The organism is Flavobacterium branchiicola, from assembly GCF_018383905.1.
Classification (GTDB): Bacteria; Bacteroidota; Bacteroidia; order Flavobacteriales; family Flavobacteriaceae; genus Flavobacterium; species Flavobacterium branchiicola.
Map to the genome: position 1 here is coordinate 70574 of NZ_JAGYWA010000005.1, position 26596 is coordinate 97169.

The window sequence follows — 26596 nt, forward strand, 5'->3', positions numbered from 1 at the left end:
ACCTTAAACAAAAACAAAGATGATTTTAGAAATGAAAGTCCCATCACCAGGGGAATCAATAAAAGAAGTTGAAATTGCAACTTGGTTAGTAAAAGACGGAGATTATGTAGAGAAAGATCAGGCTATTGCTGAAGTTGATTCAGATAAAGCTACTCTTGAATTACCTGCTGAAATGAGCGGTGTAATTACATTAAAAGCTGAAGAAGGTGACACAGTAGCAGTAGGTGCTGTAGTTTGTTTAATTGATACAGATGCCGCAAAACCAGCAGGTGGCGCAGCTCCGGCGGCTGAAGCTCCTAAAGCTGAGGCTCCAAAGGCAGAAGTAAAAGCTGAGGCTCCAAAAGCAGCTCCAGTTCAGGCTCCGGCAGCAACAAGTTATGCAGCTGGAACTCCATCTCCTGCAGCAAGAAAAATATTAGACGAAAAAAATATCGCTCCGGCAACTGTTTCAGGAACTGGTAAAGGCGGAAGAATCACTAAAGATGATGCTGTAAATGCAGTACCTTCTATGGGAACTCCAACTGGTGGAAGCCGTGGAACTGAGCGTACAAAATTATCAATGTTACGTCGTAAAGTAGCAGAAAGACTAGTTTCGGCTAAAAACGAAACTGCTATGTTGACTACTTTCAACGAAGTAAACATGACGCCAATCAACCAAATTCGTAACGAATACAAAGATGCTTTCAAAGCTAAGCATGGTGGTTTAGGTTTAGGTTTCATGTCATTCTTTACAAAAGCAGTTACAAGAGCTTTACAATTATATCCTGATGTTAACTCTATGATGGATGGTGACTACAAAATCGCTTACGATTTTGCTGATATCTCAATCGCAGTTTCAGGACCAAAAGGATTAATGGTTCCTGTTGTTCGTAATGCTGAACTTTTAACTTTCCGTGGAATTGAAGCTGAAATCAAAAGATTGGCTTTAAGAGCTCGTGATGGTCAAATTACAGTTGACGATATGACCGGAGGAACTTTCACAATTACAAATGGTGGAGTTTTCGGAAGTATGTTATCTACTCCAATTATCAACCCTCCTCAATCAGGAATCTTAGGAATGCACAATATTATTGAGCGCCCAATTGCTGTAAACGGAAAAGTTGAAATTCACCCAATGATGTATGTTGCTCTTTCTTACGATCACAGAATCATCGACGGACGTGAGTCAGTTGGATTCTTGGTTGCTGTTAAAGAAGCTTTAGAAAATCCATTAGAATTATTGATGAATGGCGACGCTAAACGTGCTTTAGAGTTGTAATTCTAAGTAATTTTTCACAATAATAAAAAACCTGTTCATTAATTTGAGCAGGTTTTTTTGCTTAAGATTAGCTTAATTTTGTCTTAAGATGTTAATTCTTTAAAGAAATGTAAATTTTACCCTTTAAAAAATATTTTATTTAGAATAAATAAGAATAGCTTGTGTGATTAACGATCAAATCCTAAATTTGCGTTATTAAAATTAATTCTAAATAAAAATGAAATTAAAGTTTACAATTTCTTTTTTGGCTCTGTGTTTTGTTTTGTTAGCAGGTACTTCTGCTTTAGCGCAACAAAAAGCTACAATTAAAGGTCAAATTAGTTTAACAAATAATCACGCAGCAGATAATGTTTCAATTGTACTAAAAGGAACAAAAATTGGAACTAATACAGATAATGACGGTAACTACGAAATTAAAAACGTAAAACCGGGAAATTATATTCTTAGAATTTCAGCAGTAGGATTTACTTCTAAAGAAAAAAGCATCACCTTAAATGGTGGTGATGAAATAGTTGAAAATTTCACGATCAGTTCAAACTCTGAACAACTAGACGAAATTGTAATTAACGGAGTGGCTAAAAAAAACACTTTCACTCGTAAGGAATCACAACAAGTATCAAGATTACCACTTAAAAATCTTGAAAACCCACAAGTATATTCTACAATTACAGGAGAACTTTTAAAAGAACAAGTTGTTACCAATATTGATGACGCGCTAAAAAATGCTCCAGGAATAACACAGCTTTGGTCTTCTACAGGACGTGCAGGAGACGGTGCAGGATATTTCTCTTTAAGAGGTTTTGCAGTACAGCCTACCATGATCAACGGCTTACCAGGTTTAACCAACGGAAGTTTAGATCCGGCAAATATTGACAGAATCGAAGTTATAAAAGGACCTTCGGGAACATTATTTGGAAGTAGCTTAATATCGTACGGAGGATTAATCAATATTACTACTAAAAGACCGTATGATCATTTTGGCGGGGAAATTAATTATACTACCGGAAGTTATGGTCTAAATCGTGTAACTGCCGATATAAACACTCCTCTTGATGAAGAACACAAAGTAAATTTAAGAGTGAATGCAGCTTACCATAATGAAGAAAGTTTTCAGGATGCAGGTTTTAAAAAATCATTTTTCATTGCTCCATCTTTATCGTATCAGGTAAATGACAGGTTATCATTCTTGATTAATACTGAATTCATGAATAGCGAAGCAACAAATCCAACGATGTTGTTTTTTGACAGAGGTGCTCCTTTAAGAGTCCATAATGTTAAAGAATTAGGTTATGACAATAAACGTTCTTACACAAGTAATGAACTAACCTTAAAAACACCTTCATTCAGTCTTCAGGCACAAATGAATTACAAACTTTCTGATCAATGGACATCTCAAACTGTAGTTTCGAGAGGTTCATCAAAATCTGAAGGTTACTATACTTACTTATACGAGAGCACTCGATTTTATCCTTCAATCACGAAAGGAGTTGTTTTGGGCCGTTCTTTAAACTATCAAAATGCAACTGATTTAACGACAGATATCCAACAAAATTTTATTGGCGACTTTAAAATTGGAAAAATGAGAAATCGTATGGTTGTAGGTGTTGATTATTTTAACAGAACACAAAATGACAACGGAACAGGTTATGTTACCAACGGTGATGTATATATTGGTAATGATGATTTAAAAACAGTTAACGACAGTGTGTTTAAAATTTTCAATCCTAAAAATTACATCACTAACGGAGATAGCGGAAAATTATCAAAAGCTGGTGTTGATGCACTTTTAGCTGGTGAAAATGCAAATCATAATAAAACAAAACAAGAAGTATACAGTGCATATGTTTCGAATGTACTTAACATTACTCCCGCTTTGTCTGCAATGGCAAGTTTACGTGTAGATCGTTTTATGAATAGCGGTGATGTAACCATAAGTGAGGATAATTTTAACCAAACCTCTTTCTCTCCTAAATTTGGTATCGTTTATCAGCCAATTATAGACAAGGTCTCTATTTTTGCAAACTATATGGATGGTTTTACAAATACAGCACCAAAATCAGATCGTGTAAACGGAAATCCAGTTCCAAGAACATTTGATCCGGAACATGCTAATCAATTTGAAGTGGGTACAAAACTGAATATATTCAAAGATAAATTATATGCTACTTTTAGTTACTATGACATAAAAGTAACCGATCAGGTTTATAGCATTTATAGCGATAGCGGAAATCCGGCGATTCCAAATCAAACCTCTTATCAGGATGGCGCACAAAGAAACAAAGGTTTTGAAGCCGAAATTGTTTCTAACCCTATTACAGGTTTAAACCTTGTTTTTGGATATAGCTATAATGATGCTCTTTTAACAGCTGGTGATCCTGATTTCGTAGGACACAGACCAGAAAGTGCAGGACCACAAAACTTAGCAAACTTTTGGGCAAGTTATAAATTTACTCAAGGCGATTTACAAGGTTTTGGTTTAGGTTTTGGAGGAAATTATGCAAGTGAAAATAAAATCATGAATAGAACTGTTACCGGAGCATTTACAATTCCATCTTATACAGTTTTAAACTCATCTGTATTTTACGGAACAGAAAAATACACCTTAACATTAAAACTTGATAATATTGCCAACGTAGATACTTACGATGGCTGGTCAACACTTCATCCTAGAAATATGAGAAGTCTTGCCGCAAGTTTCTCTTATAGATTTTAACAAAAAACAAACACCTTTCTGCACAATCAGGAAGGTGTTTTTAATTCTGTAAATTATGATAACAATAGCCAGTCTTGCCGTTTTTTTAGCTTTTTACACACTTTATTACACCTCAAAAAGAGCCGCTTTATCGTATGATTTAGGCTTTGAAAAATGGATGCAGAAAAATCCAAAACAAACCAAAATCACAGGGCTTTTGCTTCTTTTATTAGCCTATAGTTTATGGTTGTTTACACTTTCTTTAGGTTGTGGCACTTTGATGTTTTTTGTTCAGCTCATGACCATTGGAAGTTTAATTATAATACTAACTCCATTAAAAAAAGTAAACAGTAAACTATTATTAGCTATTCTGATTTTTGCAGCGATTTTAGAATTTTATTATTACTAAACCTAAACCTCTTTAACCAAAACCAATATGCCGGCAAATCCAAAATATTTAACCCCCTCTTTTTGGCCACGTTTTACCAAAATTACTGCTGCTATTTTAGGAGGATACTTTGTTTCAGTAACTTTTCATCTGGCTTTGGCAGCATGGTTCAATCGTGCTGATGTTCTTATAACCATGGCTTTTACTGGTTTTATTCTTTGGGTTGCCTTAATGGTAATTGCATTTCTGGCAAAAAGCGGTTGGAAAATATGGGGAATTTATATTCTGCTAACCTTACTTTTTTGTCTTTTTATATATCTCGGCCAAACCTATAACCACACCACGAACTAATTTATGAACAACCGTCATTATAATATTTATTTTCATACACATACTGTCAGCGGTATTGTTATTAGCGTAGTACTATTTGTAATTTTCTTCGCTGGGTCTTTTTCTTTTTTTAAAGATGAAATCATCAATTGGGAAAGAAGTGAATCTACAGCCATCACAAAAGAAATTCAACTAGACTATGACAAAGCGTTGCAACATCTTGATAAAAAATATATTTTACACGGCAGAAACATTACAATTTCTAAACGCGCCATAGAAGAAAGAGTTGCAGTTTACATGGAAGCAACCAAAGATTCTCTGGCTCCGGAAGAACAAAAAAAATCGGAGTTCTTTTATTTAAATAATAAAAACTTCAAATCATATACTTACGAAGAGTCGTACTCTTTAGGAGAACTATTATATCGTCTGCATTTCCTGGCACAAATACCTTATCCCGTTGGTTATTATTTATCTGGATTGGTAGCTTTGTTTTTCTTATTTGCGATCGTTACGGGAGTTTTACTTCATTGGAAAAAAATTGTATCTAACTTTTATATTTTCCGTCCAAAAGAAAAATTAAAAACACTTTGGACAGATGCGCATACTGCATTAGGAATGATCGGATTACCTTTTCAATTTGTTTATGCTGTAACAGGCGCATTTTTTATGATTAAACTTCTGATTGTCGCTCCCGCAGTAATGGCTTTGTACGGTGGAGACGAAGGCAAGCTTTATAAGGAACTCGAGTATACTGATGCAGATTACAAGTTTGAAAACAAAAAATTAGCCAATCCTTTTAATATTGATCAATTGGTTGCAAAAACCAAAAAGAAATGGTCAGATTTTGAAATCAAACGTGTCTATATACAGAATTATGGAGATGCCAATATGCATGTTTTAGTCGAAGGTGAGCTTTTGAACGATAAAAAATTCACCGGAATTGGAAAAGTAGTTTACCGTATTGCTGATGGAAAAGAGGTTGCTAAAAAAGATCCCGTTTCTCAAAACAACTATTTAGATGTTGTAAAAAATGTTTTATACCGAATTCACTTTGGTGATTATGGCGGATATGCTTTAAAAATAATAAGCTTTATCCTTGGAATAATAACTTGTTTCGTAATAATCTCCGGAGTTATGATTTGGTTAGTGGCAAGACAAAAAAACAATTTACCGGAAAAGAAAAGACGTTTTAACGCAGCAGTGGTTCGTATTTATTTGGCAATTTGCTTAAGTATGTACCCAATTACCGCATTGACTTTTATTGGATCCAAGATATTCTATCCGTTAAGCAAATCAAATCTCTTTGCCATTTATTTTGGCGGTTGGTTACTTCTTGCCATCTTCTTTATCATCAAGAAGAATGATTCCTTTACGAATAAGTTCTGTTTAATTTCAGGAAGCATTTTAGGCTTTTTAATCCCAATTACAAATGGCATTGTTACCGGAAACTGGTTTTGGAATTCTTTTATGCAGAACAAAATTCAGATTTTTGTTATTGATGTTTTCTGGATTTCTCTGGCTTCAATTTCATTATATGTGGCTTATCATTTAAAGCCGAAAAAAGCGGTTTCTTAAAAATTAGCTTAAATAATTTGCCCTCTATTGATTTAGCGTATACTTTTACGCTTTTAATCAAAAAATGGGATTTAAAACTCAAATACGTTTTCTACATAAATGGCTCGGATTAATTTCCGGGCTTATTGTTTTTATAGTTTGTATTACGGGCTGTATATTCTGTTTTCACGACGAGATAAAAGACATTACCCGAAAAGAATGGCGTTTGGTTGAGCCTGAGAACAAACCTTTTGAACTGCCGTCTGTTTTACGGCAAAAAGCAAAAGAAATCCTTCCGGACTATAAGCAGTCTATGATTTCTTTTTATGGAAAAAACCGATCTGCAATTGTATACACCTATTCCGGGTCAGAAAACCGATACCTTTACTTTAATCCTTACAATGGAAACTATCTAAAAACGGAAGATCCTGACACTGATTTTTTTATCATCGTCGAATATATTCATTTGTATTTACTTCTTCCGGATTATATTGGTAAACATATCGTAGGCGGAGCAACGATTATTTTTATTCTATTATTAATTTCAGGAATTATTCAGTGGTGGCCAAAACGTAAAAGCGATATTAAACGAAGTTTTACTGTAAAATGGTCTGCTAAGTGGCGTCGCGTAAATTACGACTGGCACAATACCTCCGGATTTTATATTGCAGCAATTGCACTTATTATTGCCATAACAGGATTAAATTTCACATATGAATGGGTGGGAGACGGTATTTATAAAGCTTTCAATTTTGGAGGCGATAAAGCCCTCGAAACAAAAGTCCCGGTAATTGATACAACAAAATTTGAATATAACAGTTTTGCAGCAATAGATAAGGCGCTTTATCAAACGATGAAGCGAAATCCAGATGGTGAAATGTTTTATGTAACACTGCCTCAGCAAAAAGGCGACATAATTAATACCGGCGCATATCCACATACTTTGCGATACGATCATCAAAGTAATTATTATTTTCATCCATACGACGGAGAATTGATTCAGAATGACGAATACAATTCAAAAAGCTTAGGCTTACAGGTTGTTGAAATGAATTACGGCATTCACACAGGACAAGTTTTAGATTTCCCCGGAAAAATAATTGCTTTCACTGTAAGCTTACTTGCCTCTGCTTTGCCTGTTACCGGTTTTGTAATTTGGTATGGCCGAAACAAAAAAACTAAAAAAACGAGCATAAAAAAACCGTCTCGTTTTTAACGGGACGGTTCTTCTATAATTTGTCGAAATCAATTAATTTCTGTTTGCCAAAGCATTTTTCTGTAGGTTTTTAACGGAACTAACTTTGCTGTCTACATAAGCTACTTCTTTTAAAGTGTCTTCATTAAAGAAAATCCATTTTCCAGTTTTCACTCCGTCTGTGTATTCTCCAACGGCTTTTTTATTTCCTTTTTCGTCATAAGATACCCAAACACCATCAAGCTTACCATCCTTAAAAAAGCCTTGTTGCTGTACATTACCATTTTCATAATAATATGTAGCTTTTACCTTGTTTCCAACAGCTTCCAATTCTGGTTTCACTTCTTGTGCAAATAACATTCCAGAGAACAACATTGCAGCTAAAATTATACTCTTTTTCATATCGTTAGGTATTAATGTTTTAGAAATCTTTATCAAATATAGTTATTTGTTTACATTAAAAAAACTTTTACTTAACAATTTGGTAACATTGGATAAAAGCTTAACATTGGAAATTTCTACAAAACAAAAAAACCAGCGCTTAAGCACTGGTTTTACTGATATTTCTCTAAAAAAGAAGTTTTACTATAACGTTATCGATTTTATACTAAATTACTTTAATAATGTATTTAATTGTTCTTCAAGTTTTGGATCAGACGGTCTTGAAGCATCTGAACTTAAAACATTTCCCTGAGGATCAATTATAATAAATCTCGGAATTCCGGTTACTCCATAATTTACAACAAACTCAGATTCCCAATCTTTATCTGCAAATAATTGCACCCCGCCCAGTTTTTTATCCGTTACAAACTTTTTCCATTTTTCGTTGTCCTTTGCTTTATCAATAGAAATGCTCACAAATTCAATGTTTTTACCGTGATACTTTTCCTCCATCTTTTGCAAATAAGGAATTTCAGCTCTGCAAGGTGCACACCACGTTGCCCAAAGATCGATATAAATGTACTTTCCTTTTAAATCGGCCAATTTTGTTTTTCCACCTTTAAAGTTTTCATAATCAAACTCTGGAGAAGCTTTTCCATTCATTTTATTTGCCTTTGCAGCTCTTTCATATTCCTCAGATGCATATTGATTAAAACTTTCGAAACTGCTTTTTAATGCTGTTTTAAATTCAGGATCAAAATCTCCTTTTTCCAGATTTTCAATATCTGTCTTTTTCTTTGTTTCTAAAAGAGCAGCAAATTCAGTTGCTTCTTTAGTAAAAGCCTCGTTTTGAAATTTTTCGTCTTTCAAAGCTTGTTGTGCCATAAAATTACTTTCATTAACACCTTTTCCTTTATAAACGATAGTTTCATCAAATTCCTTAGCATCCATTGTCAGGTTAATTTCAGAATTTGGTTTTAAATATAAATTTGAAGATTCTGTTCCGTCAGAAAAAACATAAAATCCTTTTGGAGCATCAAAAGAAGAAGCAAAAACACCTTTTTTATCAATTGGAATAACTTGTTTGAAACCGTTTCTTGATTTAATAACAAGTGTATCACTATTTCGGTTAGCGATTTTGGCCGTAAATTTTATTTGATTTTTGGTTTGTCCAACAACATTCAAAGTGCTAAAAATCAAAAGGCCAGCAACAAAAAGTTTTTTCATAAGTATTAAAGTTTGTTTTCAGTAACTCAAATCTAAAGAAATAACCGCTTTGAATTTTCAGAATTAACAAAATATTTAAAATTTATGAGCATCAGATTGCTACTTTTCTATTATAATTTGAATTTTGTGTTTACTTTTGCAATCTAAAATTTAGATCATGTATAGAAGTCATAATTGCGGCGAACTTAATGCCTCAAATATTAATACGGAAGTTACACTTGCTGGCTGGGTACAAAAGTCACGCGATAAAGGATTTATGAATTGGGTTGACTTACGTGACCGTTACGGAATTACACAGCTTATTTTTGACGAAAGCCGTACTGATAAAACCGTTTTTGAACTAGCAAAAACTCTTGGAAGAGAATTTGTAATTCAGGTAAAAGGAACTGTAATTGAGCGTGAAGCTAAAAACAAAAATATCCCTACTGGTGAAATCGAAATTTTAGTTACGGAATTGACTATTTTAAATTCGGCTTTAACTCCTCCATTTACAATCGAAGACGAAACTGACGGTGGTGAAGATATCAGAATGAAATACCGTTATTTAGACATTCGAAGAAATCCGGTAAAAAACAGTTTATTATTCCGTCACAAAGTGGCAATGGAAGTTCGTAAATATTTATCTGATTTAGATTTCTGCGAAGTTGAAACACCATATTTAATCAAATCAACTCCAGAAGGAGCAAGAGATTTCGTTGTACCAAGCCGTATGAACGAAGGTCAGTTTTATGCTTTACCGCAATCTCCACAGACTTTCAAACAATTATTGATGGTAGGTGGAATGGATAAATATTTCCAAATCGTGAAATGTTTCCGTGACGAAGATTTACGTGCAGACCGTCAGCCAGAATTTACTCAGATTGACTGCGAAATGGCGTTTGTGGAACAAGAAGACATTTTGAATGTTTTTGAAGGATTGACAAGACATTTATTAAAAGAAATTAAAGGTATTGAAGTAGATAAATTCCCAAGAATTACTTACGACTATGCCATGAAAACATACGGAAACGACAAACCAGACATTCGTTTCGGAATGAAGTTTGGAGAATTAAACGAATTCGCTCAACACAAAGAATTCCCTGTATTCAATGCAGCAGAATTAGTTGTCGGAATCGCTGTTCCTGGAGCAGGAAATTATACTCGTAAAGAAATCGACGTATTAATTGACTGGGTTAAGCGTCCGCAAGTTGGAGCATCTGGAATGGTTTACGTAAAATGCAACGAAGACGGAACATACAAATCGTCTGTAGATAAATTCTACGATCAAGATGATTTAACTAACTGGGCAAAAGCAACAGAAGCAAATCCTGGAGACATGATTTTTGTACTTTCAGGTCCAGCAAATAAAACTCGTGCTCAATTATCTGCACTGCGTATGGAATTAGCAACTCGCTTAGGATTACGTAATCCTGAAGAATTTGCTCCGCTATGGGTTGTAGATTTCCCATTATTAGAGTTAGACGAAGAAAGCGGTCGTTACCACGCAATGCACCACCCGTTTACTTCTCCTAAACCAGAAGACATGGCTTTGTTAGAAACAGAACCAGGAAAAGTTCGCGCAAATGCATACGATATGGTTTTAAACGGAAATGAAATTGGTGGAGGATCAATTCGTATTCACGATAAAGCGACACAACAATTAATGTTCAAATATTTAGGATTTACCGAAGAAGAAGCAAAAGCTCAATTCGGCTTCTTAATGGATGCTTTCCAGTTTGGTGCACCACCACACGGAGGACTTGCTTTTGGTCTTGACAGATTGGTTGCTATTTTAGGTGGACAAGAAACAATTAGAGATTTCATCGCTTTCCCTAAAAACAATTCAGGACGTGATGTAATGATCGATGCACCAGCTGCAATTGATGATGCACAATTGAAAGAATTACATATTAAAATTGATGCTATCTAAATTTTAGCATTTTAAAATAATCCAAAAAACAGCTGAAATTTCAGCTGTTTTTTTTATGCGTTTTAAGATCAAAAAACAAATGCAAAATTCACATTTGCAAATTAAAAAATTCTTACAAGGTTTCTTTTTTTATATTCTTACAATTAATGATTCTCAAATTAGGGTATTTCATATAAAAATAGATGCAATAAACCACGTAAAAACACTGTAAATCAATAATTTTTACAAAAAATTAACACCTTAGTGTCTTTTGTATGAATTTATATATTACATTTGCTTTATTATAAATTATTATTACAATTACAATGCGTACAGGTACAGTAAAATTTTTCAATGAATCTAAAGGTTATGGATTCATTACAGACGAAGAAACAGGAAAGGACATCTTCGTTCACGCTTCAGGAATTAACGCGGAAGAATTACGCGAAGGTGACCGTGTAAGCTATGAAGAAGAAGAAGGAAGAAAAGGGAAAGTTGCTGCTAAAGTAGCAGTAATCTAAGAAAAATATAAGCAATTTATTTTTTTTGCCTCTGAATGGTTTTCAAAACGTCCCGATACATCGGGACGTTTTTTTTTGGTCATTTCTTAAAAAAATATTAAAAAAAGACCATCTTATTTATAATCAATAAAAATTAGACATAAACGCCGATTCACAACCTACTTATATCTCCCTTTAGTTTGTGATTTACATACTTGAAAGTTATCTTTGTGGCTTATTCTTTAAGTAAAAACCCTAAGTTTATGCAATCTGATCAATACAGTTACATTCCTATTCTAATGCAGTTCATTCTGGCTGTTGGTTTTGTGGTAGGAACAATCATTATTTCCGGAAAATTAGGCCCAAAAAGAACCTCAGAAGTTAAAGATAAAAACTTCGAGTGCGGTATCGAATCTGTTGGTAACGCCCGTATTCCTTTTTCAGTAAAATATTTCCTTGTAGCTATTTTGTTTGTATTGTTTGACGTAGAGGTTATTTTCCTTTACCCTTGGGCAGTAAACTTTAAAGATCTTGGTGTAGAAGGAATGCTTAAAATGGTCGTTTTCATGGCTTTACTTTTAGTTGGTTTTTTCTATATCATCAAAAAGAAAGCTTTAGACTGGGAATAAATACGATTTTAGGTTTTAGATTGCTGATTTCAGACTTTGTCTCAAATTAAAATTTAAAATCTAATATCAATTGAATTTAATACTGATTTAAAAAATTGATTTTACTTTTTAAGATTTCCAAAAATCTTAATGTTAAAATCAGAAATCTAAAATAAAAATGAGCGATTCAAAAGTAAATATGGTTGCCCCTCCTGAAGGTGTTGTTGGAGAAGGCTTCTTTGCTACAAAACTAAATGACGTTGTAGGTTTGGCACGCGCGAATTCTCTTTGGCCTTTACCATTTGCAACTTCTTGTTGCGGAATTGAGTTTATGGCTACTATGGCATCACATTACGATTTAGCAAGATTTGGTTCAGAGCGTGTGAGTTTCTCTCCTCGTCAGGCCGATATGTTATTAGTAATGGGAACTATTTCTAAAAAAATGGCGCCAATTTTAAGACAAGTTTACGAACAAATGTCTGAACCTCGTTGGGTAATCGCTGTTGGAGCTTGTGCTTCTTCAGGTGGAGTTTTCGACACTTACTCTGTTCTTCAGGGAATTGACAAAGTAATTCCGGTAGACGTTTACGTTCCCGGATGTCCTCCAAGACCAGAACAAATCGTTGATGGTGTAATGAGATTACAAGATTTGGTAAAAAGCGAATCTGTTAGACGCAGAAGCTCACCAGAATACCAAGAATTATTAGCTTCCTATAACATTTCATAAGATGGCTTTAGACAATACCCTGATTCAAGATAAACTTATTGAGACATTTGATACTAATGTTTTCAATTTTCAACAAGAAAGAGATATTTTTTCTATAGAAACTACTGCTGACAAAATCACAGCTTTGATTCTTTTTTTGAAAAATGATGCTGACTTACAATTTCACTTCTTAACAGACTTATGTGGTGTTCACTATCCGGACAACGAACAAGATCGTCAATTTGCGATAGTTTATCATTTACACAACTGGATCGAAAACAAACGTATCAGAATCAAAGTTTATTTAGATGGTGAAAAACCAGAAATAAAAACAATTTCAAATATTTTCTTAAGTTCAAACTGGATGGAAAGAGAAACATACGATTTCTTCGGAATCAATTTTATTGGTCACCCGCAATTGAAACGTATTTTGAATATGGATGAAATGGTGTCTTTCCCAATGAGAAAAGAATTCCCAATGGAAGACAGCGGAAGAACTGATAAAGACGACAGATTCTTTGGAAGAACAACAACAAATTGCTAAAAAATAATTCAACATTATAAAATGTCAGAACTATTATTATCACCAGAGCATCGTTATGCTAAAATAATTAAGGAGAAACTTAATGAAGACGGAAGTGAACTTTCGGTACTGAACTTAGGTCCTACTCACCCGGCTACTCACGGTATTTTTCAAAACATCTTATTAATGGATGGTGAAAGAATTCTTGAAGCCGAACCAACTGTTGGTTACATCCACAGAGCTTTTGAAAAAATCGCTGAAAACCGTCCTTTCTACCAAATTACGCCTCTTACAGACCGTATGAACTATTGCTCCTCTCCTATTAATAATATGGGATGGTGGATGACTTTAGAAAAATTGTTAGGTATTGAAGTTCCAAAAAGAGCGCAATACTTAAGAGTTATTGTAATGGAGTTGGCACGTATTACAGATCACTTAATCTGTAACTCGATTTTAGGTGTAGATACTGGTGCTTATACTGGTTTCTTATACGTTTTTCAATTTAGAGAAAAAGTTTACGAGATCTACGAAGAAATTTGTGGAGCACGTTTAACTACAAATATGGGGAGAATTGGTGGTTTTGAAAGAGACTGGTCTCCGGAAGCTTTTAAAAAACTAGACACTTTCCTTGAAGAATTCCCTGTTGCATGGCAAGAATTTGTAAACTTATTTGAAAGAAACAGAATCTTCCTTGACAGAACTGTAAACGTTGGAGCTATTTCAGCTGAACAAGCAATGGCATACGGATTTACAGGACCAAACTTACGTGCTGCCGGAGTTGATTATGACGTTCGTATTGCACAGCCTTACTCCTCTTATGAAGATTTCAATTTTGTAGTGCCTGTTGGAAAATCAGGTGATACTTACGATCGTTTCTGTGTTCGTAATGCAGAAGTTTGGGAAAGTTTAAGCATCATTCGTCAGGCTTTGGAAAAAATGCCGGCTGGAAATGAATATCATGCCGAAGTTCCTGATTACTATCTTCCTCCAAAAGAAGACGTTTATAACAATATGGAGTCTTTAATCTATCACTTTAAGATTGTAATGGGAGAAGTTCCTGTTCCAGTTGCAGAAATTTACCATCCTGTTGAGGGAGGAAATGGAGAGTTAGGTTTTTATTTAGTTACAGACGGAAGCAGAACACCATACAGATTACATTTCAGAAGACCATGTTTCATCTATTATCAGGCATATCCTGAAATGATTAAAGGATCATTACTTTCTGATGCAATTGTGATTTTATCAAGTTTAAATGTAATTGCAGGAGAGTTAGACGCATAAAAAAGATTGCAGAATATAGATTTCAGATTATAGATTGAAAAATCTAAAATCTATCCCGATAGCTATTGGGACTAAAATCCAAAATAAAAATGGAACGTAAACATTACAAACAAGAAATAAACATGACAGAAGCATTGATGACCCGCATCAATGAATTGATTAGTCATTATCCTGAAGGTAAACAAAAATCGGCTTTATTGCCTGTTTTGCACGAAGTTCAGGATGCTCATAACAACTGGTTAAGCATTGAATTGCAAGATAAAGTTGCCGAAATTCTTCAGATTAAACCAATTGAGGTTTATGAAGTAGTAACTTTTTATACCATGTACAACCAAAAACCAATTGGAAAATACATGTTTGAGTTTTGCCAGACTTCTTGTTGCTGTTTAAATGGTGCCGAAAATTTAATGGATTATACTTCTGAAAAATTAGGCATTAAAATGGGTGAAACAACTCCGGACGGAATGTTTACCATTGCTGGTGTAGAATGTTTAGGTGCCTGCGGATACGCTCCGATGATGCAGTTAGGAGATTTCTACAAAGAAAAATTGACAGAAGAGAAAATCGATCAGTTAATCGCTGATTGTAAAGAAGATAAAATAATATTACACGATAAATAAGATGTCACAAAAAATATTATTAGATAAAATCAATATCCCTGGAATTAAAACCTACGAAGTTTATCGCCAAAATGGTGGTTATGCTTCTGTAGAAAAAGCTTTAAAAACATTAACTCCGGATGAAGTTACTGAAGAAGTAAAAAAATCAGGTCTTCGTGGTCGTGGAGGTGCAGGTTTCCCTGCCGGAATGAAATGGAGTTTTATTGACAAGAAATCAGGAAAACCAAGACACTTAGTTTGTAACGCCGACGAATCTGAACCAGGTACTTTCAAAGATCGTTATTTGATGGAATATATTCCTCACTTATTGATCGAAGGAATGATTACTTCAAGTTTTGCTTTGGGCGCTAACCTTTCATACATCTACATTCGTGGAGAATATATGTGGGTTTTCAAAATATTAGAAAGAGCAATCGCCGAAGCAAAAGCTGCCGGATGGTTAGGAAAAAATATATTAGGATCAGGATTTGATCTTGAACTTCACGTACATTGTGGAGCTGGAGCATATATCTGTGGAGAAGAAACTGCATTGATCGAATCATTGGAAGGTAAAAGAGGAAATCCTCGTATTAAACCACCTTTCCCTGCGGTTTCTGGTCTTTGGGCAAATCCAACTGTTGTAAACAATGTTGAAACTATTGCTACGGTGCCTTGGATCATTAACAACTCTGGTGATGATTATGCAAAAATCGGAATTGGACGTTCGACAGGAACTAAATTAATTTCTGCTTCTGGACACATTAAAAATCCTGGTGTTTACGAAATTGAATTAGGTTTGAGTGTAGACGAATTCATGAATTCTGATGAATATTTAGGGGGAATGTCTTCTAGCAGACCTTTAAAAGCATTTGTACCAGGAGGTTCTTCTGTGCCAATCTTACCAGCTGAATTGATTTTCAAAACAGCAAATGGAGAAGATCGTTTAATGACTTACGAATCTTTAAGTGATGGTGGTTTTGCTACCGGATCTATGTTAGGTTCCGGAGGATTTATTGTTTACAACGATACTGCTTGTGTTGTAAGAAACACTTGGAACTTTGCTCGTTTCTACCACCACGAATCTTGCGGACAATGTACGCCTTGTCGTGAAGGAACAGGATGGTTGGAAAAAATCTTATGGAGAATTGAAAACGGTCAAGGCCGTGAAGAAGATATCGAATTACTTTGGAGTATTCAGAGTAAAATTGAAGGAAACACAATTTGTCCGCTTGGTGACGCCGCTTCCTGGCCAGTAGCAGCAGCGATTCGTCACTTCAGAGATGAATTTGAATATCACGTTCGTTTCCCTGAAAAAATCAAAAATAGAGATCACTTTGTTGCTGAGCCTTTCTCACAAGTTAAGCATTTAGTAGGCGGTAAAGTAATCGTATAAAAATAAAAAGCAGAAAGTTATAAAGTTCAAAAATGTTTAAAAGGACAGCAATTCTTTTCAATATTCCGACTTTCAACAAAAAAGTTTAAAATAGTTTAAAGTTTCAAGTTTTTTTTAGTTTCAAGTGAGAACATGAAACGTGAAACCTGAAACTAAAAAAACAAAATAAAGAGATGAAAGTAACCATAGACGGTCAAAGTATAGACGTAGAACCAGGAACAACAATCCTGCAGGCTGCACGTATGATTGGTGGAGATTTGGTACCGCCAGCCATGTGCTATTACTCAAAATTAAAAGGGAGCGGTGGAAAATGCCGTTGTTGTTTAGTTGAAGTTTCTAAAGGAAGTGAAGCTGACCCAAGACCAATGCCAAAATTAATGGCATCTTGTGTAACAGGATGTATGGACGGAATGGAAGTAAACAGTAAATCTTCTGCAAGAGTTACGGAAGCGCGTAAATCTGTTACAGAATTTTTATTGATCAACCACCCATTAGACTGTCCAATTTGTGATCAGGCTGGTGAATGTGATCTTCAAAACTTAAGTTTTGAGCACGGAAACCCAAAATCACGTTTTATTGAAGAAAAAAGAACATTTGAACCAGAAGATATTGGTCCAAATATTCAACTACATATGAACCGTTGTATCTTATGTCAAAGATGCGTACAAGTTGCAGATCAATTGACAGACAACAGAGTTCACGGAGTATTAGATCGTGGTGACCACGCTAATATTTCTACCGGAATTTCAAAAGCTATCGACAATGAATTCTCAGGAAACATGATTGATGTTTGTCCGGTTGGAGCCTTAACAGACAAAACTTTCCGTTTTAAATCTAGAGTTTGGTTTAATAAACCTTATAACGCGCACAGAGAATGTACAACTCCGGGATGTTGTGGTAAAACAACAGTTTGGATGTTTGGTGGAGAAATTCAACGTGTAACTGGTCGTAAAGATGAGTACCATGAAGTGGAAGAATTCATTTGCAACAGCTGTCGTTTTGATCACAAAAACGTAAATGACTGGGTTATTGAAGGACCAAGAGAATTTGAGAAAGATTCTGTAATCAACCAAAACAATTACACTCAAAAATTAGAGAAAGTTGAAATCGATACTGAAAAGAATATCCTTTTAGGTAGAGATATTGACCGTAAAAAGATTAGTATGGCCGCAATTCCATTAACTGATAAAGATAAAAAATAGTAAGAAATGGAAAGTGCATTTATTATAGAAAAGAGTGTTGTTATTGTTGTCGTTTTTGCGATAACAATGATTATGGCAATGTATTCTACCTGGGCTGAACGTAAAGTTGCAGCTTACTTGCAAGATCGTGTTGGGCCAAACCGTGCCGGATGGGGAGGATTATTACAACCTCTTGCAGATGGTATGAAATTATTCTCAAAAGAAGAATTTTTCCCAAATACGCCAAACAAATTTTTATTTGTTGTAGGACCTGCAATTGCAATGAGTACGGCATTAATGACAAGCGCAGTAATTCCGTGGGGAGATAAACTTCATCTTTTTGGAAGAGATATTATTCTTCAGGCAACCGATATAAATATCGCTTTATTATACATTTTTGGAGTTCTTTCTGTTGGAGTATATGGTATCATGATTGGTGGATGGGCTTCTAACAATAAATTCTCATTAATGGGAGCTGTTCGTGCAGCTTCGCAAATGGTTTCTTATGAAGTTGCAATGGGATTATCCATGATTGCTTTATTGATGATGACCGGAACAATGAGTTTAAAAGAAATTTCATTACAACAACAAGGAATGAACTGGAATGTTTTTTATCAACCAGTATCATTCTTAATTTTCTTAATTTGTTCATTTGCTGAAACTAACAGAACACCATTCGATTTAGCAGAATGTGAAAACGAATTAATTGGAGGTTACCATACTGAATATTCTTCTATGAAAATGGGATTCTATTTGTTTGCTGAATACGCGAGTATGTTTATTTCTGCAACTATTATTTCTGTATTGTTCTTTGGAGGATACAACTATCCAGGAATGCAATGGATGGTAGAAAATGTTGGTGTAAATACAGCTAACTTACTAGGAATCGCAGTATTGTTTGTAAAAATATGTTTCTTCATATTTTTCTATATGTGGGTACGTTGGACAATTCCAAGATTTAGATATGACCAATTAATGAACTTAGGTTGGAGAATTTTAATTCCGCTTTCGATTATTAATATTATGATTACGGGCGCTGTTATCTTAAGACATGATATCGCAGCAGCTTTAGGATTCTAAGAAACGTAATTAGCTTCAAATAAAAATAAAATAGATTTTAAATTTGATTCACCTCAAATTGTAAATCATAAACTATAATAGTAAAAATGTCAATAGAAACTATATCATTATCGGGTAGAAAAAAAGTGGTCTCTAATAAAGAGATGTCTTTTATTGAGCGATTGTATCTTGTGGCGATTATAAAAGGTTTGGCTATTACGCTTAAACACCTTTTTAGAAAAAAAGTTACGATTCATTATCCTGAACAAGTTCGTGAAATGAGTCCGGTTTATCGTGGTCAGCACATGTTGAAACGTGATGAGCAAGGTCGTGAAAATTGTACTGCCTGCGGATTATGTGCTTTATCATGTCCTGCAGAAGCAATCACAATGAAAGCTGCCGAACGTAAAGCTGATGAAAAACATTTATACAGAGAAGAAAAATATGCTTCGATTTACGAAATCAATATGCTTCGTTGTATTTTTTGTGGTTTGTGTGAAGAAGCTTGTCCAAAAGACGCTATCTATCTAACGACTTCAAAAGTTTTAGTTCCTGCCAGTTATGAAAGAGAAGATTTCATTTTTGGAAAAGACAAATTGGTGATGCCTCTTGAAATGGCTATCAAAAATGCTCAACTTAATAATGCTAACTAAATGATACATATTCCTGATTTTGCACACGCAACAACTGTACAAATTATATTTTGTTTCTTAGCGTTTATTACGGTAATCACCGCTTTCCTGACTATTTTCAGCAGAAATCCAATTCATAGTGCTATCTATTTAGTAATTTGTTTCTTTTCGATTGCTGGTCATTACTTATTATTGAATTCACAGTTTTTAGCTATTGTACATATAATAGTCTATTCCGGAGCGATTATGATCTTGTTCCTGTTTACGATTATGTTAATGAATCTAAATGAACAAAGAGATGTACATCGACCTAGAATCACTCGTTTAGGTGCTATTGTTTCTTTTTGTTTGATTTGCATTGTTTTAATTGCAATTTTCATCAACTCTAAACCAATCGTTGGCGAATACGATTCAACAGGAGAAGATTTCCAATCTATTAAAGTTTTGGGTAAAATATTATTGAACGAATATATGGTACCATTTGAATTTGCATCAATCTTACTTTTGGTTGCAATGATTGGAACTGTATTATTGTCTAAAAAAGAAAAATTAAATAAATAATGGGTAATATATTAAATCAAATAGGTATTGAAAATTACATCTTTTTAAGTGTTGTACTTTTTTGTATTGGTGTTTTTGGTGTATTGTACAGACGAAATGCTATTATCGTTTTCATGTCGATCGAAATCATGCTGAATGCAGTAAACCTTTTATTTGTTGCTTTCTCAACGTACCACCAGGATGCGCAGGGACAAGTTTTCGTATTCTTTTCGATGGCAGTTGCCGCTGCAGAAGTTGCAGTAGGTCTGGCTATTTTAGTTTCTATTTTTAGAAATATTGGCTCAATTAGCATCGATAATTTAAAAAATTTAAAAGGATAAAATAGAAATGGATACCAATTTAGCTTTAGTTTTAGTTTTAGCTCCTTTTTTAGGATTTTTAATCAATGTTTTCTTTGGAAAAAGCTTAGGAAAAACAGTTTCCGGATTTATCGGAACTGCTGCCGTAGCTGTTTCTTTTGTAGTTACTCTTGTTCTTTTTAATCAAATTACATCTACAGGAAAAACAATTCAGGTTACTTTATTTGACTGGATTCAAATTAGTAATCTAAAAATCAATCTTGGATTTTTATTAGATCAGTTATCTGTTCTTTGGTTATTATTCGTAACCGGAATTGGATCTTTGATTCACTTATACTCTATCAGTTACATGCATGATGATGAGAATATGCACAAGTTTTTTGCGTATTTAAATCTGTTCGTATTCTTTATGATTACACTTGTAATTGGAAGCAACTTATTAGTTCTTTTCATTGGATGGGAAGGTGTTGGACTTTGTTCTTACTTATTAATTGGATTCTGGCATAAAAACCAGGATTACAATGACGCTGCGAAAAAAGCTTTCATCATGAACAGAATTGGAGATTTAGGTTTATTAATCGGAATGTTCATCATCGGAACGATGTTTTCAACATTAGATTATGCAACTTTAAAAACTGCAATCGCAGGCGCTTCAAACTTAAATTTACCATTACTTTCTTTAGCAGCTTTATGTTTGTTTATTGGAGCTTGTGGTAAATCTGCTCAAATTCCGTTGTACACTTGGTTGCCAGATGCGATGGCGGGACCAACTCCGGTTTCTGCTTTGATTCACGCGGCTACAATGGTAACTGCTGGTATCTTTATGGTAACCAGATTAAACTTTGTTTTTGATCTTACACCAGATGTACAAACCGTAATCGCTGTTATTGGAGCAATCACTTCATTAGTTGCTGCTACAATAGGTTTGGTTCAAACGGATATCAAAAAGGTATTGGCTTACTCTACCGTTTCACAATTAGGATTAATGTTTTTAGCATTAGGATTTGGTGCTTATGAAGTAGCTGTTTTTCACGTTATCACGCATGCTTTCTTTAAAGCTTGTTTATTCTTAGGTTCAGGTTCTGTAATTCACGGATTGCACGGAGAACAAGATATGCGTAAAATGGGTGGATTGCGTAAAGCAATGCCAATTACTTTCTGGACAATGTTGATTTCTTCATTAGCAATTTCAGGAGTTCCGTTTTTCTCAGGATTCTTTTCTAAAGACGAAATTTTAATGACAGCGTTCCACCACAGTATTCCATTATATGTTGTTGGATCGATTGCTTCAATTATGACAGCTTTCTATATGTTTCGTTTAATGTTCTTAACTTTCTTCAAAGAATTTAGAGGAACTGAAGAGCAAAAACATCATTTACACGAAAGCGGTTCATTAATTACTATTCCACTTATCATCTTAGCTATTTTAGCCACTTTTGGTGGATTAATTAGTTTACCTGGAAACAGTTGGTTAAATGAATATTTAGCTCCTCTTTTCACAAAAATAGCTGGAGAAGAACATCATTTAGGAGCAACTGAATACACTTTAATGGGTGTTGCAGTTTTAGGTGGATTGTTAGGAATTTTAATTGCTTACGTAAAATACTTTAAACAAGATAATGTTCCTGAAGCTGACGAAAACATTACAGGTCTGACAAAAGTTTTATACAACAAATATTATGTTGATGAAATCTATGATGCAATTTTTGTACGTTCTGTAAACGGATTATCAAGATTCTTTAGAGATTATATCGAAACTGGATTATCTGCCCTTGTTTTCGGATTAGGAAAAGCAGCGAATGAATTAGCATTCCAAGGAAAAAAATTACAAACAGGAAGTATCGGATTATATCTTTTTGCTTTTGTGTTAGGTCTTTGTGCCATTGTATCTTATATATTTTTAGCTCAATAATTTTATAACTATGAACGTTTCTCTTATATTAATTATTCTTTTAGTTGGTGCATTTATCACCTATTTTTCTGGTGACAAACTCGCTTCAAAAGTAGCTTTGTTCTTTAGTTTGGCAGCTTTGGGCTGTTCGGTTGTATTGTTGAATCATTTTTCTGCTGGTGAAAATATCAGCTTAATTAATGCATGGATTAATCAGCCTAAAATTTCATTTGCTCTAAATGCTGATGGTTTAGGTCTTGCAATGCTTTTGCTTACAACGGCTTTGACTCCTATTATTATATTTTCTTCTTTCGGGAATGAATATAAAAATTCAAAAGCTTTTTATGCTTTAATTTTGTTTATGACTTTTGCAATGACAGGAACTTTCCTTGCTGCAGATGGTCTTTTATATTATATTTTCTGGGAATTAGCGCTTATTCCAATCTATTTCATTGCTCTTATTTGGGGTAATGGCGATGCTGAAGAACGCAGAAAAGCAGTGGTTAAATTCTTTATTTACACACTTGCCGGTTCATTATTCATGCTAATTGCTTTTATTTATTTATATCAAAAAGCCGGAAGCTTCTTAATCGAAGATTTATACAAACTAAATTTATCTGCTTGTGAGCAATTCTGGATATTCTTAGCTTTCTTCCTTGCATACGCAATTAAAATTCCGATTATTCCTTTCCACACATGGCAGGCAAATGTGTACCAAAAAGCTCCAACAGTTGGAACAATGCTTTTATCTGGTATCATGTTAAAAATGGGATTATATAGTGTTATTCGTTGGCAATTACCAATTGCGCCACTTGCTGCAAAAGAATACATGAACATTTTTATTGCTTTAGGAATTGCCGGAGTAATCTACGGTTCAATCGTAGCTTTAAGACAAAAAGATTTAAAGAAATTATTAGCTTATTCTTCTCTAGCGCACGTTGGATTAATTGCTGCAGGTACCTATACTTTAACTATTGATGGTTTCCGCGGAGCAGTTTTACAAATGATCGCTCACGGTTTTGTTGTAGTTGGATTATTTTACGCTGCTGAAATTATCTACAGAAGATTTGAAACAAGAAATATTGCTGAATTGGGTGGAATCCGTACTCAATCTCCAAAATTTACTTCAATGTTCTTAATTTTGGTTTTAGCATCTGTTGCCTTACCAACTACTTTTAATTTTGTTGGAGAGTTTACTGTATTATATAGCCTTTCTCAAATTAATATCTGGTTCGCAGTTTTAGGTGGAACAACTATTATTTTAGGTGCATATTATATGTTGAAGATGTTTCAAAATGTAATGTTAGGAGAAACTAATTCAAAAACTTTTACAGATGTTTCTGTTAACGAAGGAATTTCATTGGTTGCAATTATTGCTGTTTTAATATTCTTTGGATTCTATCCAAAACCTATTACAGATTTGATTACACCAAGTTTAGAAACGATTTTAAACGTTATCAATAAAAATTAAGATTTTAGAATAGAGATTAACGATTTTTGATTTCAGATTTTATCTGATGCTTAATGTTAAGCTTCTAAAGAAATAAAAATACATTTTAAATAAAATAAATTAGGGCGTTTTAGATTTCCTAAATCAAAAAAACAAAAATGAATACATTAATAGCTATAACAGGATTGGGTATTTTTTGCCTATTGTTTGAAATTCTTAATTTAAGAAAAGGCATCATTCCATTTACCATTGTTGGTTTATTGGGCGTCTTAGCACTTAATTATTATGAATTTGGTTCTACGGCAAGTTATTACAATAACATGATTGCAGTGGATAAATTCTCGACTGCGTTTTCGTCATTGTTTATCATTTTGACTATTTTCCTTGTAGCATTAAGTCATAATTTTTACGAAAATCATCAAACTAAAATCTCAGATTTCGTTGCTATCAAAATATTTTTATTAGCAGGAGCGGTTGCGATGGTTTCTTTTGGAAATCTTGCTATGTTCTTCCTTGGAATTGAAATTTTATCAATCGCGTTATATGTTTTAGCAGCAAGCGATCGTACAAATATTAAAAGTAATGAAGCTGGTATGAAATATTTCCTAATGGGATCTTTTGCATCAGGAATTATTTTATTCGGGATTTGTTTGATCTACGGAGCAATGGGAACATTTGATGTTACCGAAATTTTTGAAAGCTCTTTATCTGCTGAATTGCCAATCTGGTTTCCTATTGGAATGATCTTAATGACAATTGGAATGTTATTTAAAGTGGCTGCAGTGCCATTTCACTTCTGGGCTCCGGACGTTTACGAAGGCTCACCTGCTTTGACAACTGCTTTAATGAGTACTTTAGCAAAAGTAGTTGCAATTGCAACACTTTATAAATTAGTAGCGGGATTAAATTTAATTCCATCATTAGAAAATCAAGATATGCTTGGAACGTTTGAGCATATTATTGTTGTAATTTCAATTGCATCTATGACAATTGGAAATATTATGGCATTACGTCAGGTAAACGTAAAACGTATGCTTGCCTATTCAGGAATCTCACATGCAGGTTTTATGTTAATGACATTTTTAACGATTGCAACATCTGCAGGAGTTTTATTGTATTATGCTGCTGCTTATGCATTGGCTGGAATTGCTGCATTTAGTGTTATTTTATACGTTTGTAAAAATCAGGATAATGAAGATATTACAAACTTTCACGGTTTAGGAAAAACAAATCCATTATTAGCTGCAATACTAACGGGTTCATTATTATCTATGGCAGGTATTCCTATTTTCTCCGGATTCTTTGCAAAATTATTTTTATTTAATCAAACAATTCAATCTGGATATATCGCTTTAGTTATTGTTGCGGTAATCAACTCAATTATAAGTGTTGGATATTATTTCAAACTTATTTTGGCTATGTACTCTAAAGAACCAAATGAGGAGCGTACAGGAAAACCATTTCTTATTTATGCAGTTGCGATCATTTCAATTACTTTAAATATTGCTTTAGGATTATTCCCATCTTTAGTTTTAGATTTATTGAAATAAAAAGATTTCTCTTTATATCATAAAACCATTCGTTAATTCGAATGGTTTTTTTATTTTAAAACAATTCTATTTAGAAGAAAAAATCATGTTAAAAATTTAACGCAAACAAGTACTCTTCAAAAAAACTCCATATATTTGGATACATTTAAAAGTATAATAAATATGAACTTCAATTCAAAAAATCCATTTTTAAGCGACAAGCGTTTCTCGTCAAATGCTGTTTCAAAAGCTGATGAAGTACACCACGCACAAATTATTGACTACAATCAAGAAATGACGCTTTCTGGTACGATCAATAAAACAGCTATTTTGTTTTTATTATTATGCGGATCAGCGATGATAACCTGGTGGATGGCTTTTCAACAAATGAACATAATGCCACTTGCATTTGGTGGTGCTATTATCGGACTTATTTTAGTTGTTATATCGGCATTCAAACCTCAGGCTTCACCGTATTTAGCACCTGGATATGCAGTTTTTGAAGGTCTTTTTATTGGAGGGATTTCAGCAATCTTTGAAGCTCGATATCCTGGAATAGTTATGAATGCAGTTGCTGCAACTCTAGTTACTTTTCTGGTATGTCTTGGATTATATAAATTTAAAATTGTAAAAGTTACTGAAACATTTAAATCAGTCGTTGTAGCTTCTACTTTGGCTATTGCAACTTATTATTTAATTTCGTGGGTAGTTTCGATGTTTACAAGCTGGCAGCCTGTTCACTATGGAAATTCTATGATGAGTATTGGTATTAGTGTTTTTGTAATCATTATTGCAGCTTTGAATTTATTCTTAGATTTCGATCAAATCGAAAAAGGAGTACAACAAAGAATGCCAAGGTATATGGAATGGTTTGGTGCAATGGGATTGATCATTACATTAGTTTGGCTATATATTGAATTCTTAAGATTACTATCAAAATTATCAAGCAAAGATTAATTTCTTTTAATAAATATCTAAGGCCTTTTTGAATCATCAAAAAGGCCTTTTTTTATGCCAAAAAAGTAATAAACAGTTCTTTTTGGATTACCATTCCTCCTTCAAAAAACACTCTGAAAGACATTATTTAATTAGAAAACAGATTCACTTAATAAAAATAAAAGACTTTATCCCCTTCCTTTTACTCTTCAAAATTTTTAATACTTACCCAAAAAAGACTTTTTGTAAGCATTTAAATTTCTAAAAGCGTGTCGTTAAAATAATCTATTTCTTACTTTAACAAAATTCCTCAAAATTTTTATAAATCTTTAAAAATTAAAATTTAAAAGAGAATTCTCACACAACGCATTATAAAAAAGAATAGTAAAAATAGCACCTCACATCATTTTTTACAATTATGTAATAAATTACAATCAATGCAATTTATTACATATTTACAATTTCAAAACTAAAAAAATTAAATTATCCGTTTTTTATTTACGAAATAATTATCAAATTCAAAATATTGTATACT

General features: G+C 33.7%; 25 protein-coding genes. 23 read left to right on the top strand and 2 right to left on the bottom strand.

Annotation, left to right across the window (positions count from 1 at the left end; all coding sequences use genetic code 11):
- Positions 1–19: 19 nt before the first annotated feature.
- The 6 genes from odhB (at position 20) to KHA98_RS13475 (ending at position 7438) form a co-directional block, all read left to right on the top strand.
- Entirely contained in the window at positions 20–1258 is a 1239-nt protein-coding gene (odhB, locus tag KHA98_RS13450; protein ID WP_213258454.1) for a 2-oxoglutarate dehydrogenase complex dihydrolipoyllysine-residue succinyltransferase, read from the top strand.
- Positions 1259–1475: 217 nt separating this feature from the next.
- Positions 1476–3971: a TonB-dependent receptor gene (locus KHA98_RS13455; RefSeq protein ID WP_213258455.1), complete on the top strand. Its 2496-nt coding sequence runs from the start codon at positions 1476–1478 to the stop codon at positions 3969–3971.
- Between the two features lie 55 nt (positions 3972–4026).
- On the top strand, positions 4027–4359 hold the full coding sequence (locus KHA98_RS13460) for a hypothetical protein (RefSeq protein ID WP_213258456.1): 333 nt from the start codon (positions 4027–4029) through the stop codon (positions 4357–4359).
- Between the two features lie 27 nt (positions 4360–4386).
- Positions 4387–4689, top strand: coding sequence for a hypothetical protein (locus KHA98_RS13465; protein ID WP_213258457.1), 303 nt, complete (start codon positions 4387–4389; stop codon positions 4687–4689).
- Positions 4690–4692: 3 nt separating this feature from the next.
- Positions 4693–6243 carry a PepSY-associated TM helix domain-containing protein gene (locus KHA98_RS13470; RefSeq protein WP_213258458.1) on the top strand — a complete coding sequence of 517 codons (1551 nt, stop codon included), beginning with the start codon at positions 4693–4695 and terminating at the stop codon, positions 6241–6243.
- A gap of 64 nt (positions 6244–6307) precedes the next feature.
- Positions 6308–7438, top strand: a complete 1131-nt coding sequence (locus tag KHA98_RS13475) for a PepSY-associated TM helix domain-containing protein (RefSeq protein ID WP_213258459.1) — start codon at positions 6308–6310, stop codon at positions 7436–7438.
- A 33-nt stretch (positions 7439–7471) separates the two neighbouring features.
- On the opposite strand, the gene KHA98_RS13480 is transcribed toward KHA98_RS13475, so the two are convergent.
- Both KHA98_RS13480 and KHA98_RS13485 read right to left on the bottom strand, forming a co-directional pair.
- Positions 7472–7819 carry a toxin-antitoxin system YwqK family antitoxin gene (locus KHA98_RS13480; protein ID WP_213258460.1) on the bottom strand — a complete coding sequence of 116 codons (348 nt, stop codon included), beginning with the start codon at positions 7817–7819 and terminating at the stop codon, positions 7472–7474.
- Positions 7820–8029: 210 nt separating this feature from the next.
- Positions 8030–9025 (bottom strand): TlpA family protein disulfide reductase, encoded by a 996-nt coding sequence (locus KHA98_RS13485; protein ID WP_213258461.1) that lies wholly within the window; start codon positions 9023–9025, stop codon positions 8030–8032.
- A 157-nt stretch (positions 9026–9182) separates the two neighbouring features.
- Between KHA98_RS13485 and aspS the strand changes: the two genes are divergently transcribed.
- The 17 genes from aspS (at position 9183) to KHA98_RS13570 (ending at position 26082) form a co-directional block, all read left to right on the top strand.
- Positions 9183–10934, top strand: coding sequence for an aspartate--tRNA ligase (gene aspS, locus KHA98_RS13490; RefSeq protein ID WP_213258462.1), 1752 nt, complete (start codon positions 9183–9185; stop codon positions 10932–10934).
- 305 nt (positions 10935–11239) lie between these two features.
- Positions 11240–11434 (top strand): cold-shock protein, encoded by a 195-nt coding sequence (locus KHA98_RS13495; protein WP_007137066.1) that lies wholly within the window; start codon positions 11240–11242, stop codon positions 11432–11434.
- A gap of 242 nt (positions 11435–11676) precedes the next feature.
- Entirely contained in the window at positions 11677–12042 is a 366-nt protein-coding gene (locus KHA98_RS13500) for an NADH-quinone oxidoreductase subunit A (RefSeq protein WP_213258463.1), read from the top strand.
- A 157-nt stretch (positions 12043–12199) separates the two neighbouring features.
- Entirely contained in the window at positions 12200–12748 is a 549-nt protein-coding gene (locus tag KHA98_RS13505; RefSeq protein WP_213258464.1) for an NADH-quinone oxidoreductase subunit B, read from the top strand.
- Between the two features lies 1 nt (position 12749).
- Complete coding sequence (locus tag KHA98_RS13510; RefSeq protein WP_213258465.1) at positions 12750–13271, top strand: NADH-quinone oxidoreductase subunit C; 522 nt, start codon at positions 12750–12752, stop codon at positions 13269–13271.
- Positions 13272–13292: 21 nt separating this feature from the next.
- The gene (locus KHA98_RS13515) at positions 13293–14531 is read left to right on the top strand and encodes an NADH-quinone oxidoreductase subunit D (RefSeq protein ID WP_213258466.1); all 1239 of its coding nucleotides are present in this window, start codon (positions 13293–13295) and stop codon (positions 14529–14531) included.
- Between the two features lie 89 nt (positions 14532–14620).
- Complete coding sequence (locus KHA98_RS13520) at positions 14621–15151, top strand: complex I 24 kDa subunit family protein (RefSeq protein WP_213258467.1); 531 nt, start codon at positions 14621–14623, stop codon at positions 15149–15151.
- Between the two features lies 1 nt (position 15152).
- Positions 15153–16523, top strand: coding sequence for an NADH-quinone oxidoreductase subunit NuoF (nuoF, locus tag KHA98_RS13525; protein ID WP_213258468.1), 1371 nt, complete (start codon positions 15153–15155; stop codon positions 16521–16523).
- 173 nt (positions 16524–16696) lie between these two features.
- A complete protein-coding gene (locus KHA98_RS13530) occupies positions 16697–17725 on the top strand; it encodes a 2Fe-2S iron-sulfur cluster-binding protein (RefSeq protein ID WP_213258469.1) in 1029 nt (342 codons plus the stop codon).
- A gap of 6 nt (positions 17726–17731) precedes the next feature.
- A complete protein-coding gene (gene nuoH, locus KHA98_RS13535) occupies positions 17732–18784 on the top strand; it encodes an NADH-quinone oxidoreductase subunit NuoH (protein WP_213258470.1) in 1053 nt (350 codons plus the stop codon).
- A gap of 86 nt (positions 18785–18870) precedes the next feature.
- On the top strand, positions 18871–19416 hold the full coding sequence (locus KHA98_RS13540; protein WP_213258471.1) for a NuoI/complex I 23 kDa subunit family protein: 546 nt from the start codon (positions 18871–18873) through the stop codon (positions 19414–19416).
- A complete protein-coding gene (locus tag KHA98_RS13545) occupies positions 19417–19956 on the top strand; it encodes an NADH-quinone oxidoreductase subunit J family protein (protein ID WP_213258472.1) in 540 nt (179 codons plus the stop codon).
- Positions 19956–20276, top strand: a complete 321-nt coding sequence (gene nuoK / locus KHA98_RS13550) for an NADH-quinone oxidoreductase subunit NuoK (protein ID WP_133523522.1) — start codon at positions 19956–19958, stop codon at positions 20274–20276. Before KHA98_RS13545 ends, nuoK begins: the two co-directional genes overlap by 1 nt.
- Before the next feature lie 7 nt (positions 20277–20283).
- Positions 20284–22167 carry an NADH-quinone oxidoreductase subunit L gene (gene nuoL / locus KHA98_RS13555; protein ID WP_213258473.1) on the top strand — a complete coding sequence of 628 codons (1884 nt, stop codon included), beginning with the start codon at positions 20284–20286 and terminating at the stop codon, positions 22165–22167.
- Between the two features lie 10 nt (positions 22168–22177).
- Positions 22178–23617 (top strand): complex I subunit 4 family protein, encoded by a 1440-nt coding sequence (locus KHA98_RS13560; RefSeq protein ID WP_213258474.1) that lies wholly within the window; start codon positions 22178–22180, stop codon positions 23615–23617.
- A gap of 137 nt (positions 23618–23754) precedes the next feature.
- Positions 23755–25146: an NADH-quinone oxidoreductase subunit N gene (locus KHA98_RS13565; RefSeq protein WP_213258475.1), complete on the top strand. Its 1392-nt coding sequence runs from the start codon at positions 23755–23757 to the stop codon at positions 25144–25146.
- Between the two features lie 162 nt (positions 25147–25308).
- Positions 25309–26082 carry a Bax inhibitor-1/YccA family protein gene (locus KHA98_RS13570; RefSeq protein WP_213258476.1) on the top strand — a complete coding sequence of 258 codons (774 nt, stop codon included), beginning with the start codon at positions 25309–25311 and terminating at the stop codon, positions 26080–26082.
- Positions 26083–26596: the final 514 nt, after the last annotated feature.

Coding starts and splice junctions, on each gene's coding strand:
- KHA98_RS13570 (WP_213258476.1), top strand. CDS start 25,309: ATGAACTTCAATTCAAAAAATCCATTTTTAAGCGACAAGCGTTTCTCG.
- KHA98_RS13480 (WP_213258460.1), bottom strand. CDS start 7,819: ATGAAAAAGAGTATAATTTTAGCTGCAATGTTGTTCTCTGGAATGTTA.
- KHA98_RS13515 (WP_213258466.1), top strand. CDS start 13,293: ATGTCAGAACTATTATTATCACCAGAGCATCGTTATGCTAAAATAATT.
- KHA98_RS13455 (WP_213258455.1), top strand. CDS start 1,476: ATGAAATTAAAGTTTACAATTTCTTTTTTGGCTCTGTGTTTTGTTTTG.
- KHA98_RS13460 (WP_213258456.1), top strand. CDS start 4,027: ATGATAACAATAGCCAGTCTTGCCGTTTTTTTAGCTTTTTACACACTT.
- KHA98_RS13500 (WP_213258463.1), top strand. CDS start 11,677: ATGCAATCTGATCAATACAGTTACATTCCTATTCTAATGCAGTTCATT.
- odhB (WP_213258454.1), top strand. CDS start 20: ATGATTTTAGAAATGAAAGTCCCATCACCAGGGGAATCAATAAAAGAA.
- KHA98_RS13505 (WP_213258464.1), top strand. CDS start 12,200: ATGAGCGATTCAAAAGTAAATATGGTTGCCCCTCCTGAAGGTGTTGTT.
- nuoK (WP_133523522.1), top strand. CDS start 19,956: ATGGGTAATATATTAAATCAAATAGGTATTGAAAATTACATCTTTTTA.
- KHA98_RS13540 (WP_213258471.1), top strand. CDS start 18,871: ATGTCAATAGAAACTATATCATTATCGGGTAGAAAAAAAGTGGTCTCT.
- nuoL (WP_213258473.1), top strand. CDS start 20,284: ATGGATACCAATTTAGCTTTAGTTTTAGTTTTAGCTCCTTTTTTAGGA.
- KHA98_RS13565 (WP_213258475.1), top strand. CDS start 23,755: ATGAATACATTAATAGCTATAACAGGATTGGGTATTTTTTGCCTATTG.
- KHA98_RS13475 (WP_213258459.1), top strand. CDS start 6,308: ATGGGATTTAAAACTCAAATACGTTTTCTACATAAATGGCTCGGATTA.
- KHA98_RS13495 (WP_007137066.1), top strand. CDS start 11,240: ATGCGTACAGGTACAGTAAAATTTTTCAATGAATCTAAAGGTTATGGA.
- KHA98_RS13520 (WP_213258467.1), top strand. CDS start 14,621: ATGGAACGTAAACATTACAAACAAGAAATAAACATGACAGAAGCATTG.
- KHA98_RS13485 (WP_213258461.1), bottom strand. CDS start 9,025: ATGAAAAAACTTTTTGTTGCTGGCCTTTTGATTTTTAGCACTTTGAAT.
- nuoF (WP_213258468.1), top strand. CDS start 15,153: ATGTCACAAAAAATATTATTAGATAAAATCAATATCCCTGGAATTAAA.
- KHA98_RS13560 (WP_213258474.1), top strand. CDS start 22,178: ATGAACGTTTCTCTTATATTAATTATTCTTTTAGTTGGTGCATTTATC.
- KHA98_RS13465 (WP_213258457.1), top strand. CDS start 4,387: ATGCCGGCAAATCCAAAATATTTAACCCCCTCTTTTTGGCCACGTTTT.
- KHA98_RS13470 (WP_213258458.1), top strand. CDS start 4,693: ATGAACAACCGTCATTATAATATTTATTTTCATACACATACTGTCAGC.
- KHA98_RS13530 (WP_213258469.1), top strand. CDS start 16,697: ATGAAAGTAACCATAGACGGTCAAAGTATAGACGTAGAACCAGGAACA.
- KHA98_RS13510 (WP_213258465.1), top strand. CDS start 12,750: ATGGCTTTAGACAATACCCTGATTCAAGATAAACTTATTGAGACATTT.
- KHA98_RS13545 (WP_213258472.1), top strand. CDS start 19,417: ATGATACATATTCCTGATTTTGCACACGCAACAACTGTACAAATTATA.
- aspS (WP_213258462.1), top strand. CDS start 9,183: ATGTATAGAAGTCATAATTGCGGCGAACTTAATGCCTCAAATATTAAT.
- nuoH (WP_213258470.1), top strand. CDS start 17,732: ATGGAAAGTGCATTTATTATAGAAAAGAGTGTTGTTATTGTTGTCGTT.